This window comes from Mesorhizobium carmichaelinearum (assembly GCF_900199455.1).
Classification (GTDB): Bacteria; Pseudomonadota; Alphaproteobacteria; order Rhizobiales; family Rhizobiaceae; genus Mesorhizobium; species Mesorhizobium carmichaelinearum.
In genome coordinates, this window is record NZ_FZQR01000003.1 from 69,254 (window position 1) to 83,467 (window position 14,214).

Consider the following 14,214-nt stretch of genomic DNA (forward strand, 5'->3'; position numbering starts at 1 on the left):
CAGGGCCCCACCGAACTGAATGTGGTACATTGCTCGCCACTGAAATCTTTTCATCAATCATTCGGATGATGCGTCGATCTTGATCAGACGACATTTCCCGCCCCGGCCTCCCGGAAAGTTCTCCAATTTCTCTCCAGCAACGGCAGGTTCGCCCAGAGGTCCTCGACCGCGAGACGCTTGCCCAAGGCCGATCCCGCGAGCCTCCGGCGGCAGGTATGAAAGTCATTCAAATGAACGTTGGTGTGGTTTGCAATCTGGCTAAGCTTTGATCTGCAGGTGAATGACTGCTTGCTCGGAGACGCTTGGGTATACCGCCATGATCATCGAGTTGTTTGGGCCGCCTGGCGCAGGCAAGACCACTCTTCTTCGCGGCCTATGCCGGGAGATGGCGAAACACGGCATCAACGTTAAGACAGTGAACGGCTATCGTCTGATTGAATACGGGTCGGAACAGGATGACGGCCCGGAGGTACGTCATGGCATTGCGCGCATTGGCAGAAAGATCGCCACCTCCGGTCCTGTCTTGCTGTCGACCTTGCCGAAGGACGGTGTCGCCGCACGGCTTCTGGCATCAATTCCCTTGAGAAGCCGCACATGGTCATGGCGCATGAAGATCGATATCGCCCTGCTGTGCGAGTCCTGGCGTCAAGCGCAGGAATCGGAAGGTTACTTCATTTTCGAAGAAGGCCTGATCCAGGCTTTGTGCGCGCTGGTTTTGCTGGCACGAACTCCAAGCATCGACGTGGTTCGTGACTGCCTGGCGTTCCTGCCGCGACCGGACCTCCTTATCCAGCTCGATGCGCCGCAGGAAACGTTGCGCCGCCGTCTTATGGATCGGCATGCACAGCAACCGCTCCTCGAGGTCCTGCTGTTTGAACTCGGCGTGGACAGGGGCTTGAGACAGGCCGATATATCGAGGGAGATCGGTGAGTGCTTGCGCCAAGATGGATGGCCCCTGATACAAGTCAACGGTGCTGAACCTCACGATTTTGGCAAGGTCATCACGCGAGTCTTGGAAGAGCATGAGACCGCCCCGCGATGCGCTCGATCTGCTCTTCGAGCTTGAGCACCTGGTTGGCATAGCGTGGCGCTTCCGAAAGCGCCCGCACCGGGGTCTTTTCCTGCTCCTTCGAAATCGCCCCCCGCGCCACGCCCGCCTTGCCCCCATAATCTGCAGAATTCCGGCCCTACCGCCGCAAAAGCCACAATATTCCTCCTTGATTATGGGCTGATCGTTCATTTGAAGGAGTCTACGGACTTAATCGGTACCCGCACTGTCGTGCTTCCGAAGTGGTGGAGCTTGTGTCGTTGGCTGAAGCCTGCCCGGCGAACAGTTCGTTCGAATGATGCGCTTCCACCGGCCGAGGCGCATGTTGGGTCAGCCGGCAAACCAAAACACACCCAACAGCCGGTTAGGCCCGGCCGCCTGATGCCCCCCTACAAGAGGCTGTCGGGCCGCTTGATCTATCAGCGTGGCTTTCTCGAGAGAGCGCTCCGGACTGCCTCGCATGCCGGCAAGCGAGCGGCGCCAGGTCCACGCAACAGAAGACGTCAAGATGAACACAAGAAGGGCCACCCGACGAAAAAGCCATCCTGGCATAGGTCAGTAAGGCTGGCGGCGGTGATCGACGACCACCAAATCTCAAAATTCGCGATGACTCGTCGCCGTCAAGACGCCGAATTGCCGGTGCTTGGCATCGTTTGATTGCACGAAGACGCTGAACTGATCTGTGGATAATAAAGGAATTCAGTCCGCGCCTTGCTGGGTCCAGGAATGCGGAAGGGGGATGTAGGGCATGAAGTTCAGGGATCTGATCAGACTTGCCGACAACAATGTGGAGAAGTCATTCGAGGATCTCGAAGCTGACTTGGCCGACGCCGTCGACGAGTGCCTTGGTTTGGATGTCCTGCCAGTGCTGGCAACGGACGATGCCGCGGGTGAGCAGCCCATGCCGGACGACAACAGCGAACAGGACGACACCGCGCGCACCGAGGATAATGCTGGCACCGACGATGCCGGCACTCCCGAACCCCTGCGACGGCTGACCTCTCATACGCAAAGCCGCATGGCTGCCTTGAGTTCCTTTGACGGGCTGTTTCGCGATGCAAAGCTGCATTTCGAGGAGATCAACGCGAAACTGTCCGAGATCGCAAGCACGCATCAACTGACCTTTGAATTCTTTCACATCCTTCACGCCGACATTCTCCGCGCCAACGAACTGGAGTTGGCCAATCTAAACCTGACCGCGGAGCAAAGGAGTCTGTCGGACAAGCTCAATGATCTGAACCGAAGGCAGCATGAGCGTGAAAGCATGGTGGAGGCTTTGCAGCAGCGCGAGGCAAGCCTGGTTCAGGACGGCGAGGCACTTCGTGGCGCATTGGCCGCGGCAAGGCTGGAACTCGTGGAGGCCGCGAACACCAACGCAAAGAACGAAGCGGAATTCGGAGACCTCACAAACACGCTTGCTGCCGCAACCGTCGAGGCCGACAGACGCGCTCGCGAGAACAAACTGCTGCGTGAAAAGAATGTCAGCCTGTCGATCGACCTGGAAAAGGCGCTGAAGCGGGAGGATGAGGCGCGGCACAGGCTGGACGCATTCTCCTCGATCCATGCCACCGAAGCTGCGAAAAATTCTGAAATACTGGGTGCGCTCGGTAAGAGCGAAAAGGAAGCGACACGGCTCCACCACGCGCTCGAGGTCACCCAGGCAAAACTGTCGGAGGTGACGGAAACCGCCAGGATCATGGAGGCGGACAAGGATGCCGAGCTCGAACGCTGCCGGGCCGAGATTCGGGGATTGCGTTCCGAAATTCAGAGCCTCAACTCGCGACTTGAACTTACATCAAGCGCAAATAGCGAGGCCTCGGCCGAGATCGACAGGCTCAGGCTTCAATGGAGCGACGCCGTGGCGGAAAAGCAGGTGGCGGATGAAAGGTTGGCTGCACTCGCCAAGGAAGCCGAAACCGACAAGCTGAACCTTTCGAAGATAACCGCCAATTTTTCACAGCTGTCGCTGCAGCAGGCATCCGATCAAATACAACTCGATATCAGACGGCAGGAATGCGAGGATCTGCGGGCCGAAATTGCATCGGTCAACGCCCGGATCAGAGATTTGCTGCCCTATGAGAGGCTCCATAGCACCACGAACGCCGTGCCGCATAAGAACGATGTGGCCAAGATTCCGGTGACGGTGGAGCGAACGGTGCGTACCGCTCGCCGCATTCGCCGACGGGCGCTCACCGCGTCGTAGGAGCTAATCGCATTTGCGGCTCGCTTCCAACAGGTCGCCATGTCATTGGCGGAAGGCCCTGGACATCTGATCCGTGAGAGGCTTCAGCAGATAAGACCAGACGCTGCGTTCGTCGGTGCTTATGTGGACCTCTGCCGGCATACCTGGTTTGAGCACCTTGGCATCGGTCAGGCAGGCCGCCTTGTTCTCGACATTGATACGGGCCGAGAAATACGAAAGCTGTTTCTGCTGATCCTTGATCAGATCCGCCGAGATGCGCTTGACGGATCCCTCGCAAGCCGGCGTGGTACCGGCATCGAAAGCCGGAAACCGGATCGACACGTGCTGACCTGGACGAACGTCGTCTATGCGCGACGGGGGGATCAGCGCGTCGACGACGAGGTTGTCGGCGTCGGGGACAATCATCATGATCACTTCCCCAGGAGCGATCACGCCGCCGATCGTGTGGATGGAGGATTCCTGCACCGTTCCCGATTGCGGAGCGCGGATGTTGGTTTTGGTCAATTCGTCTTGCGCGACGACCTTGCGCTCGCTGAGTTCGGTCTGCTTGGCTTCCGTTTCACGAAGTTCGCTCGTTACTTCACTGCGCCTTTGTTCATCGAGCTGAAGAATCTGCAATTCGGTCTCGCTGATCCGGGCCTGTGCCTCAGCGACCGCCGCAGCGAGGCGTCCTGATTCTCCGTGCGCCCGGGTGGCATCCAATCTGATGTTGCTCAGTCTCTCCTTGGACACCAACTTCTTTGTATAAAGCGCCTGGACATCGGTAAGATCTCCGTCCAGCAGGACCACGGACTGGTCTTCCGCGGCCTGCTGCGCCTTGAGGCCATCGATCTGGCGTTCGAGTTGCTTTGAACGGCTTTGCAACTGTGCCTTCTGCCCCGTCAACGCCGTTGCGCGGCTTTCGAACAGCGTGCGCTCCCCGTTCACCAGTGCAGCCAGTTCCGGGTCGCCCATCCGTGTTTGAAGGCTGGACGGAAGCTGCATTTCCGGCAGCCCCTGTCGCTCGGCCTCCAGCCGCGCAAGACGAACGGTTGCGCGATCAAGATCCTGACTGATTATTTGCAGGTTGGCCCGCGTCAGCGTGTCGTCCAGCCTGGCCACCACATCGCCGGCCCGCACATGATCCCCATCTTGCGCGAAGATGCCGCCGATCGTACCGCCGGTCAGATGCTGCACTTTCTTGATGTTGCTTTCGACCACAACGGTGGCAGGCGCGATCACCGCGCCGGCGATCTTGGTCAAACCGAGCCAAAGTCCGCCGCCGGCAATCAACATGACGGTGACCGCCGCGCCCAGGATCAGGTTGGCCCTGATACCATCCCGTGCATCGGCCGAATTCGCCTCGACACCTCGGCTCCCGTCGTCGATCGGAGCAAATGAAACCATCGTCGCGTCAGACACGAAACAGCACCTCACGCATGACCGCTCACCCCTTTATGCATCGGGACAACCGCCGCCGGCCGTTCAGCAGGCGAAGGGAAAGGCCGGATAACGTTGGCCAGGACCTCTTCGCGGGAGCCAAAGGAGTGAAGGGTCCCATTCGCCATGACGAGCACCTTGTCGATATTGGTGAGGGCGGAAGGACGATGCGCAACAACGATGACGATGCCCCCACGCCGGCGCACGCCCAGGATCGCCCCAGCCAGGGCGGTATCGCCATCGACGTCCAGGTTTGAATTCGGCTCGTCGAGAACAACAAGAAACGGGTCGCCATAAAGTGCCCTGGCAAGCCCAACGAGTTGCCGCTGTCCGGCCGACAGGGCTGCCCCTCCCTCGCCTACGCGTGTTTGAAACCCATTCGGCAATCGCATGATCATCTTGTCGACGCCCGCGGCCCTGGCGGCTGCCAGAACGCCCTTGGCATCGCCCTTGCCGCCAAATCGCGAAATGTTATCGGCCACTGTTCCATCAAACAGTTCGACGTCCTGCGGCAGGTAACCGATATGAGCGCCAAGCTGTTCCTGGCCCCATTGGTCGAGCGAGGCTTCGTCCAGCCTGACCGTTCCGCGAAGCGGCTGCCACACTCCCACCAGCGCGCGCACAAGCGTCGTTTTGCCGGAACCGCTTGGCCCGACAATGGCCATGCCCGCGCCTCCAGACAGGTTGAAGCTGACATTGGCCACGGTCGGCTTTTGCTGGCCTGGCGGAGCTATCGTCACGTCCTCGACCGCAAGCATCGCCTGCGGGCGCGGCAATTCCATGAGCTCGCCTTGGCTACCAAAGGCGGCCAGCGCCGCTGCCAGTTGGGAATAGCTTTGCCTGAACGCCACAAACCCTCGCCAGTTTGCGAGCGCGGCATCAACCGGAGCCAGCGACCGGCCCAGCAATATGGAGGATGCTATGATCACACCTGGGGACGCTTCGCCTCCGATCACGAGATAGGCGCCCAGCCCCAGAACGCATGACTGCAAAGCCATCCGCAGCGCCCTCGACAGTGCGCCGGTGGCACCGACAATGTCGGAAAGCCGCTCCTGGTGCGCGAGATATGCTTGATTGATCTCACCCCAGCGGCGGGCAAGCCGCCCGGAAAGGCCCATCGCGCGCACAACCTCCGCGTTGCGGCGGCCGGAATCTGCAAGATTGCGTTGCGACACCATTGTCTCGGACGCCCGCGCCGCAGATGCGCGACCAAGCACTTCCGCGATCACCGTGAGTAGCACGACAATGATCGCACCGCTTGTCGCCAGCAGACCGAGCGCCGGATGCAGGAAGTAGATGATCAGCAGATAAAACGGTATCCACGGCGCGTCGAAGATGACGGTCGGCCCCAATCCTGAAAGGAAACCGCGCAACTGGTCCAGATCACGAAGCGGATGTATCCGGTTCGCATCCTGGCCGCCGATGAGCGGTAAGGACAGTGAGAGGCCGAAGACCCTTTGCTGCAGCTTCTTATGGAGACGATTGCCGATTCGAACCAGGAGGCGAAGCCGCACGAAATCCAGCAATCCGTAGACCGCGTAAAGGCCCAGCATTCCGATCGTAAATCCGACAAGCGTCGGAACGCTCTGTGAAGGCAGAACGCGGTCGTAGATCTGCAGCATATAGACGGAGCCGGTCAAAGCGAGAATGTTTATGACCGCCGAGAACACACCAACGCCTACCAGCGCGGGCACGGCGTCAAGCAAGGCGCCACGCAGATCGGGCGAGCGTATCCCACCGGAACTCATGGCTTGCGACCTTCGACAAGAAGTCGTCGGGTCGGCCGATCGGCTCCGCCGGCCATGGACAAATTTTGGGTCTTCAGGAGCGTATCCCTCTTTGCCTTCTAATATTACGCCCCACTAACGTATCTGGCCTTCCGTCCAAATGTAGCGAAATCGTGGCGCCAGCCCGAGAATCCCGGATTTGACGCATTAAATCGGGGGAAAACTGCCGTTTTAAGGTGTACTGGAAGGCCGTGGAGGTCGTGCTCCAGGCAATGCGAGCGACACCGCGCCGTCCCTTTCGGGGGTGAGTCGCTGCTCAGGCAAATGGCTCCCCGGCCCTTTTTGCGGAGCCATTTGAGTGAACGATTCCGTTAGCGCTTCTTCGCAACAACCAGGAAATGCTGCGCCAGTTGTCCTGGAATGCGAAGAGTTCTGGACACCTTCTCGAAGGGCTCGATCAACGCTCCACAGACCCCTGGCAAGAGGTTTCCCGGCCGCGGCAGATAGCCGTAAGGTATCATCTCCTCGACACGGAAGCCCGACGCGGTCAGGAGTTCCTTGAACGTCGTTGTGCTCAGCGTGTGTCGCATTGTGCGTCCAGACAACCGATTGAGCAGCCGGCAAACCAGGCCGACGGGTGAAGTCGCATTCATGTGAACATTGCACACAAGTCGCCCGCCGTCTTTCAGATGCTCATTTATCGCCTTCAGCGCGTCCGACTTCAGTTGATCCTCTGCGTTCAGGAAGAAGCGAAATGCCGTTACGACGTCGAAGGTCTCGCCGAGCGGCTCCCTCGTCATGTCGATGTGACGCAGTCTCACATTGGGCGGAACTTGCGCGCAGTCGAGCATGGGTCTGGAAATGTCGGCGCCCACCACCTCGCCGAAGAGCCCGGCTGCCACGTTGGCGATGCGACCTGTTCCGCATGCGAAATCGAGGCACTTTCGGCCGGCTCCGCCCATTGGGCGAAGAACGTCTAGGATCAGCGGCTTTTCGATTTTCTCCCAAAGCGCGCCATAATAGCCGGACTCGTGTGTTTTGTTGTAATGCGCGCCGTAGCCCGGCGCGCAATGGCTGGCCCTGTAGTCGTTCGACACTCGGTCGCCTTGCGGGTGGACCTGCTGGCTGGACGTCAGCTCCTGCCAAACTCTGGACTTACCGGTCTGAGGCCTGGCCCGCGGAATCCGCGCTGCTGAAGGCATATCGAAAGCGTAATTTGCCGACTGAGCCATTTGAACCGCGTTCGTCGGCGGCGCCGGCTTCACCCCTTGCTTGGAATTGAGCCTCACCAGTATCTCCCGTTACATTGTGTTCGACTGCCCGATCGAACAGTGAGCTCCCCAACCCCATTTTGTCGGACCGCGACCGAGGCGGCCTATTGGATCGCCACGCTTTGCAGATCGCTGCTGAACCTGGCTTCGACGGTGTCCCCCGGCATCACGATCGTGTCTTCGTCAGCCGACAGCTTGCGCCATTCATCGCCGACCTTGCGGACGATCGTGACCTGAGCCCGGATTGTTTCGCCGGCAATCGGCAATGGCTGGGTGGATGCGCCGGTCGGTTGCAGCTTCTCGCTGGCGGCGTGGAGCCTGGCGGTGACATCGGCCAGCCGCGCGTTGGTGTCTTTCAGATCCGTCAGCAAGACAATCCTCCTTTGATTGTCATTGCGTTCGTGCTGCCTGACATAGTCCTCCTGCTGGCGCCGCGCTCTCATGAGCTCGACCGTGGTTTGCAGCGCACCGCTCGACGACAGAAGCAAGGCGCGCCTTACATCGGCGAGCCGGTTGTTGGTCAGATTGCCTGCGTCAAACGCCTTGGTTACTTTCGCCAGGTCTTCCTGATCCGCCTTCACGCTCTCGGCCTCGACCTCTTCGCGCTTCTGCAAAACCTCGATTTGATCGCCCGCGTCCTTCTCGCCCTTCTCGAGAAAAGCCTGCTCCTGCTGGAAATCGCTCAGCGCAATCTTCAGCCCGTCCGCTTCAGCCTCGGCGATCGCGGCGCCAACGCTGGGCGATAGGGGTGACCCCTGCGGCGTCTGCTTGTCGAAATCCGCCTGGCCCTGAAGTTCGGCGCGGACACGGGCGGCGTGAAAATAGTCTTTGGTGTAATCCCCCCAAAGTGTCTCGTAGTCCCGCCTGAGATCGACCGGATCAGGCCCGGTCTGGCCTGCCCTTGACCGCAAGAGGCTGAAGCCGCCGGAGACGGCAAGCGCCTGCCGTACGGTCATGAGCGGACGATAGGCCTGTTGTCCCGGGGTAAGCACGTCGCCCATCACATAGATCGGACGATATTCCGCGATGATGGCGGTCACGTCGTCCGGCTTGACGACAACCATCTGCTCGCGTCCATCGGGCAGACGCACATGAAAGATCTTGGTCGGCAAAAGCGCTTGCATGCGCGTCTGCAGTTGAGACGCCGTCAGGCCCGCGACCATGACCATCCCGACTTCGGGAAGGGCGATATTGCCGTCCATCTGGACCACGGCGCGCTGGGTTCGATCGGGGATCGGCGCTATCCCTATCTCGACGGTATCGCCAGGTGACAGTTGATAGGGCTCGGCGTCGCCTGCGATGGCCATCGATGTCAGGGACATCACGGCAACCGCAGCAAGAACAGTTCGTTTAGTGAAGGCCATTTGCGACAATCTCCTTCTGGTTCGGCACCGGCTCCGAAGGCCATTCAACACGGGTAACGAAATCGTATACCGGGCCACCGGGCACGCCCCAATTGCTCGACCAGACCACTTGTGAGCCGTCTGGCGACGGCGAGGCATGCGTCTCGCTCCAGTAGTCGAAGTGCACGTTTTGCGTGTCCACGATACGGCGGACCTCTCCGCTGCCGTCCATGCGCAGCGCAATGACCTGCTGCGCGTAAGGCGCCCAATCCGGGTGCTGCGATATTTCGTCTGGCGTGCCGCCATAGCTCAGAAACACCCAGCCCGGCCTGTCCAGGGATCTGAGCGACGCATGCATGGCCTCGCCATATTTCATCAGCGAGGTGACCGTGCCATCGGCCAATCGGCGCTTGATCACCTGATATTTGTCGGGATCCGATTTGCTGATCCCGACAGAGATTTCGCTGCCGTCGGCATCGACCGTCATGTCGCCGTGACCGGGCCGGTGGTGCTCCATCCACTTCTGGCGCAAGACGCCCTCAATGGAAAAGACGAATCTCGGTTCATTGCCGTCCGGCAATACCTGTGAGCACACAATGTTGATCCCGAGCGGAGAGATCGAGCAGGAACCGGTGGTTCCTGGAAGTTGGGCAAGATCGATGTCCGGGAATTTCTGGCGCTCCTTGAGGTCGTAGCCAAAGACCACCGCTTTGCCGTCATTGCGCGTTGCGCGCACCGCAATGCGGTTGCCGTCGCTGCTCGGATTGCCTTTGTAGGGCCCGAACTGAAGCTTGCTGTAGGCTGCCGAGGTGAACACGATGTCTTCGTGATCGGTGCGTGGCGCCCAGGTCGAAATCTGCCGGCCAGCAACGCAGATCATCAGCTCGGGATCTTTGGGATGCCATTCGCATTCAGTCGAGCGGTCGCGGTGGAACAATGGAACGTAGCTGCGCCCGTCGAGAAAGCACATGCCACCGCAACCATTGACGATCAGGAGAAGGCTCTGGTCGGCATTCCAGGCCTGTGCGCTCGAGTAACGGTGGGTGCAGTATTTCTTCCCGCATACACCCGCCAGGCCGAGAATTCCAGGTTCGGTGATCCGTACGAGAATCATGCCGGACCATGGATCCGTCGTTTCGCGCAGATAGCCCGGCAGGTTTTTTGCCGCCTGTGCCGGCGACGGTTGCGATGCGCTGCTTTCGCGACCGCCGGCCATGTAGATACTGGGCAACATGGCACCGGCAATCAGCAGCAGCGCCAACATATGCCGGCGGGACAGGTTCATGTCATATAACCCATTTCGCGCCTCACCCGGCCTTCACTAAGGCGCGCGCGCCACCATGCGATCGTTTGCTCCAGCCCATCGCGCAGGCTGGTCTGCGCCCGCCATCCGGTCTCGCCTTCAAAGAGCGAGGAATCGGCGAGCAAGGCGCGAACCTCCGAATTTTGCGGCCGCAAACGGCTTTCGTCGCGATGGACCGGTTTCTTGGAACCGCTCAATTCGAGGACGAGATCCAAGACGTCGGAGACGGTCACGGCGCGCTGGCTGCCGGCATTGTAGGCATGGCCGAATTCAAGCCCGGCAAGGCCCGCGGTCAGGAACGCTGCCGCGGTGTCTTCGACAAAGGTCAGGTCACGGATCGGGCTTGTATCGCCGACCATGATCGACGGGCAATTCGGGTCGAGGGCCTGCCGGATGATGGTCGGCACAATGGCGCGCTCACTCTGGCGCGGACCATAGGTGTTGAAGGGCCGCATGATGACCACCGGGACATCGAACGACCTGGCGTAGGACTCGGCCATCATGTCGGCGCCGATCTTGGATGCCGAATAGGGGGACTGTCCCTGCAGTGGATGCGTTTCGCGGATGGGCATGGTCTGGGCGGTTCCATAGACCTCGCTTGTGGAGGTATGCACCACGCGCTCCGTCTCCCATTGACGCGCCGCTTCGAGAACGTTCACCGTGCCCAGGATGTTGGTTTCCACATAGGACTGGGCAGCCGCGTAGGAATATGGGATCGCGATGAGCGCAGCCAGATGAAACACAACGGCCTGGCCGCGCACGATCCGGTTCAGGAACGCGCTGTCGCGGACGTCACCGCGAACAAGCTTCAGCTGGCTCCGGATCTTGTCTGGCAAATCGTCCAGCCATCCATGGCTGTCGAAAGAATTGTAGAGCGCCAGAGCCGTGACATCCGCGCCGTTGCGGACGAGCGCTTCGGTGAGATGCGAACCGATAAATCCATCCGCGCCCGTCACCAGAACTTTCTTGCCATTGTAGCTCATGACTGCGCATTCCCTTGGCTGACTGGAGCGCTTTCCTTTTTGGGTTCATACGTCGATCGGCTGCGATGGAACCCAGCCGACAACCGCCAGGACGCCGCGCGCCATCCACCCGATGTCGGAGACGATGGTGCGCTGCGGATAGTAGGAGAGGTCGAGTCTGGCCTTGGCGGGGAACATGACCTCCCGGTAAAACAGGATCGGATCCGCGGATCGGGGAAAGAAATGCGCCTCGTGCCGGAAGAGAACCTGGGTTGGACCCAGCAGGCCGGGCTTGTATTGCAGGACGGCCTCGAGGCCACCCCGGAAACAATCGGCGAAAGCCAGGCTCTCGGGTCGCGGCCCGACGATCGCCATCTCGCCTTTGAGGACGTTCCACAGCTGCGGCAGTTCGTCGAACTTCGTTGCGGCGAGGAACCGGCCCACCGTCGTCATGCGGCTGTCGCCCACGACGGTCAGCGCGAGGCCTTGAGAGCCGCAGTTCACACCGAACTTGCGAAATTTGTACATGCGGAAGGGTCGGCCACCAGCGCCCATACGGGTCTGTGCGAACAAGATCGAGCCTCCGCCTTCGAGCAGAAGAGCTCCGGCGATCAGCAGCATCAATGGTGCGAATAGAACGGCCGCGACGCCCGCGACCACGAGATCGATCGAACGTCTCACGAGGCCGTGTACGGGCCTTGAGACGACGCGTCGATGCAGGGAAATATCTAATGCATTCATGCGGCAGTTCCTGTTTGGGCGCCGCCGTTGAGCGCGGTTGCGAGTGCAGACACAACCGCTTCGGCGACAGGTGAAGTGATCTGGGGATGCAGTGGAATTGTCAGCTCTCGCTGCGCAAAGTCCTCTGTCCGCGGCAAGGTGATGCCGGGATAGCGTTCGCGATAGAACGTCATCTGATGCACCGGCGGATAATGAATCGTGGTCTGTATCCCCTGCGTCCGCAGTTCGTCGATAACGTCCTGCCGCCTCGCATAGCGCGGCAGGAGGACCGGCATGATGTGGTGGGCCGACGTCCGGGGTTCGCTGAATGGAATGGTCACGGCCGGGCAATGTTCTGCGATGAGGCGCCGGTAGAGAACGGCAAGGATACGCCTGATTTCGTTCCACTCTTGCAGGTTCTGCAGCTGAACCAGCCCAATCGCCGCCCGCATCTCGTCCATGCGGTAGTTGAACCCGAGCATCGTCACATCATATTGCGGGGTGCGACTGTTCAGCCGCTGATGTGTCCCGCTGGTCATCCCGTGCCCGCGGGCCTGGCGAACCCTGTCGAGCAGATCGGGGTCGCGGGCGATCACCGCGCCCCCTTCCGCCGTTGTCATGTTCTTGTTGCCATAGAAGCTGAAAGCCGCCGCGGTGCCGAACGTCCCCACTTCCCTGAGGCCGGGCGCATGCGCGGCATCCTCGATGATATGCAGTCCTCTAACCCGGGCAAACCGCTGCCATTGTTCCCGATTGGCGAGATAGCCCGCGAAGTGAACGAGAATGACCGCCTTGGTGCGTGGCGTGCACCGCGCTTCTGCTTCCGCAAGCGACATCAACGGCACGTCGACCGATTCGATATCGACAAAGATCGGAGTAGCCCCGACATAGAGCACCGCATTCGCGGTCGCCACGAAGGTCAGAGAAGGAACCAGCACTTCGTCACCAGGGCCGATTCCCAGTGCGTGCAGGATAAGATGGAGCGCTGCGGTGCAGGAACCGACCGCAACGCAATCCTGCGCGCCATGCATGGTGGCAAAGGTCTGCTCGAACTCTCGTACCCTGTCCCCCATGGTAAGCCAGCCGCTGTCAATCACCTTGGACAGGGCTACCTTCTCGGGCACGCCTAGGATCGGGGCGCTCACCAAGAGCATCTTGACCTCCTGACTCGTTATTTGCGGGTTTTCATGCGGCCGCGGCTGCGACCTCGATCGAGGTCGACTGCTCTTCCCAGGCAATCGCCTGCGCATTCTGGAAGTCATCAACGCGACCGATGTCGAGCCAGAGACCGTCATGCTTGTACACGTGCACGGTCGTGCCGCCCTGCATCATCTGCAGCATGAGGTCGTCGAACCCAAAGGGGATGCCGGAAGGAATGAACCGCAGGACATCCGGGTTCATGCAGTAAATCCCCATGCTGACGAGATGGGAAAGGGTCGGCTTTTCCCGAAAGAGCTGAACGGCATTGTCGATCTCGTCGATGACGCCGAAGTCCATCTTGATCTGGCGGCAGGCCGTGGCGATCGTAACCGGATCCTTATGCATGCGGTGCGCGGCCACGAACCGGCTGAGGCTCAGATCGGTAAGAACATCGCCGTTCAGCACGACAAATGTTTCGTTCAGTTCATCCCTGATCAGAGAGAGAGGCCCGATGGTGCCCAGTGGCTCCATTTCCTGGGTGTATCTGATCTTCAGATTCCATTGCGATCCGTCGCCGCAGACGCTGCGGATCAAGTGCCCGAGATACCCGGTCGTGATATAGACCTCTTCGATGCCGTTACGCCGCAGCCACTTCAGAAGCAGCTCAAGAACGGGCCGGGCCCCTATCGGCATCAAGGGTTTCGGCAGGACCGACGTGAAGGGCCGAAGGCGCGTACCCATCCCACCACATTGAATCACCGCTTTCATCCGATCCTCCCGAGTTTATTCAGCCCGAACATCATCGTTGCGAATGGAGTGCTTGCAGGGTCGCCCACGAGCCAATCCGAACACCTCATCATGAATGGTATGATCACTCTGAATGGGTGTCGTCGTGCATTCGAATGGCAACGATCCCAAGCGTTTCCGGTATTAAATAGCCGCAGGATCAAGGACAGACCCAAGCGCTTTGGACCTGACCATGAGACCAATGAAGCCGACTGAGTCTTGCGATCAAAAAAGCAGTGATCCGCCAAGTGCCGGAACCGACCTGCGCGCGTCCAGCGAAGGCAGGTGCCGC

11 protein-coding genes are annotated in these 14,214 nt (G+C 60.0%); 2 read left to right on the plus strand and 9 right to left on the minus strand.

The window, feature by feature from the left end; genetic code table 11:
• The first annotated feature begins 316 nt into the window (after positions 1-316).
• Complete coding sequence (locus tag CKW40_RS07090) at positions 317-1,066, plus strand: AAA family ATPase (protein ID WP_095199702.1); 750 nt, start codon at positions 317-319, stop codon at positions 1,064-1,066.
• 802 nt (positions 1,067-1,868) lie between these two features.
• A complete protein-coding gene (locus CKW40_RS07095) occupies positions 1,869-3,251 on the plus strand; it encodes a coiled-coil domain-containing protein (RefSeq protein ID WP_244571115.1) in 1,383 nt (460 codons plus the stop codon).
• A 42-nt stretch (positions 3,252-3,293) separates the two neighbouring features.
• On the opposite strand, the gene CKW40_RS07100 is transcribed toward CKW40_RS07095, so the two are convergent.
• The 9 genes from CKW40_RS07100 to CKW40_RS07140 all read right to left on the minus strand — a co-directional run bounded on the left by CKW40_RS07100 (position 3,294) and on the right by CKW40_RS07140 (position 13,904).
• The gene (locus CKW40_RS07100; RefSeq protein ID WP_095199256.1) at positions 3,294-4,637 is read right to left on the minus strand and encodes an HlyD family type I secretion periplasmic adaptor subunit; all 1,344 of its coding nucleotides are present in this window, start codon (positions 4,635-4,637) and stop codon (positions 3,294-3,296) included.
• Between the two features lie 26 nt (positions 4,638-4,663).
• Complete coding sequence (locus tag CKW40_RS07105) at positions 4,664-6,418, minus strand: type I secretion system permease/ATPase (protein WP_095199257.1); 1,755 nt, start codon at positions 6,416-6,418, stop codon at positions 4,664-4,666.
• A gap of 350 nt (positions 6,419-6,768) precedes the next feature.
• The gene (locus tag CKW40_RS07110; RefSeq protein WP_244571117.1) at positions 6,769-7,686 is read right to left on the minus strand and encodes a class I SAM-dependent methyltransferase; all 918 of its coding nucleotides are present in this window, start codon (positions 7,684-7,686) and stop codon (positions 6,769-6,771) included.
• Between the two features lie 86 nt (positions 7,687-7,772).
• Positions 7,773-9,032, minus strand: coding sequence for a polysaccharide biosynthesis/export family protein (locus CKW40_RS07115; RefSeq protein WP_095199258.1), 1,260 nt, complete (start codon positions 9,030-9,032; stop codon positions 7,773-7,775).
• Positions 9,019-10,296, minus strand: coding sequence for a hypothetical protein (locus CKW40_RS07120; RefSeq protein ID WP_095199259.1), 1,278 nt, complete (start codon positions 10,294-10,296; stop codon positions 9,019-9,021). The genes CKW40_RS07115 and CKW40_RS07120 overlap by 14 nt, the downstream gene beginning before the upstream one ends.
• Positions 10,293-11,297 carry an NAD-dependent epimerase/dehydratase family protein gene (locus tag CKW40_RS07125; protein WP_095199260.1) on the minus strand — a complete coding sequence of 335 codons (1,005 nt, stop codon included), beginning with the start codon at positions 11,295-11,297 and terminating at the stop codon, positions 10,293-10,295. Before CKW40_RS07125 ends, CKW40_RS07120 begins: the two co-directional genes overlap by 4 nt.
• Before the next feature lie 45 nt (positions 11,298-11,342).
• Positions 11,343-12,017 (minus strand): sugar transferase, encoded by a 675-nt coding sequence (locus CKW40_RS07130; protein ID WP_095199261.1) that lies wholly within the window; start codon positions 12,015-12,017, stop codon positions 11,343-11,345.
• Positions 12,014-13,150, minus strand: a complete 1,137-nt coding sequence (locus CKW40_RS07135; protein WP_095199262.1) for a DegT/DnrJ/EryC1/StrS family aminotransferase — start codon at positions 13,148-13,150, stop codon at positions 12,014-12,016. Before CKW40_RS07135 ends, CKW40_RS07130 begins: the two co-directional genes overlap by 4 nt.
• Positions 13,151-13,181: 31 nt before the next feature.
• Entirely contained in the window at positions 13,182-13,904 is a 723-nt protein-coding gene (locus CKW40_RS07140; RefSeq protein ID WP_095199263.1) for a nucleotidyltransferase family protein, read from the minus strand.
• Between the last annotated feature and the right edge of the window lie 310 nt (positions 13,905-14,214).

Excerpts from the sequence above, each read along its gene's own strand:
- CKW40_RS07115 (WP_095199258.1), bottom strand. The coding sequence starts at position 9,032 with ATGGCCTTCACTAAACGAACTGTTCTTGCTGCGGTTGCCGTGATGTCC.
- CKW40_RS07125 (WP_095199260.1), bottom strand. The coding sequence starts at position 11,297 with ATGAGCTACAATGGCAAGAAAGTTCTGGTGACGGGCGCGGATGGATTT.
- CKW40_RS07135 (WP_095199262.1), bottom strand. The coding sequence starts at position 13,150 with ATGCTCTTGGTGAGCGCCCCGATCCTAGGCGTGCCCGAGAAGGTAGCC.
- CKW40_RS07100 (WP_095199256.1), bottom strand. The coding sequence starts at position 4,637 with ATGGTTTCATTTGCTCCGATCGACGACGGGAGCCGAGGTGTCGAGGCG.
- CKW40_RS07140 (WP_095199263.1), bottom strand. The coding sequence starts at position 13,904 with ATGAAAGCGGTGATTCAATGTGGTGGGATGGGTACGCGCCTTCGGCCC.
- CKW40_RS07090 (WP_095199702.1), top strand. The coding sequence starts at position 317 with ATGATCATCGAGTTGTTTGGGCCGCCTGGCGCAGGCAAGACCACTCTT.
- CKW40_RS07120 (WP_095199259.1), bottom strand. The coding sequence starts at position 10,296 with ATGAACCTGTCCCGCCGGCATATGTTGGCGCTGCTGCTGATTGCCGGT.
- CKW40_RS07105 (WP_095199257.1), bottom strand. The coding sequence starts at position 6,418 with ATGAGTTCCGGTGGGATACGCTCGCCCGATCTGCGTGGCGCCTTGCTT.
- CKW40_RS07130 (WP_095199261.1), bottom strand. The coding sequence starts at position 12,017 with ATGAATGCATTAGATATTTCCCTGCATCGACGCGTCGTCTCAAGGCCC.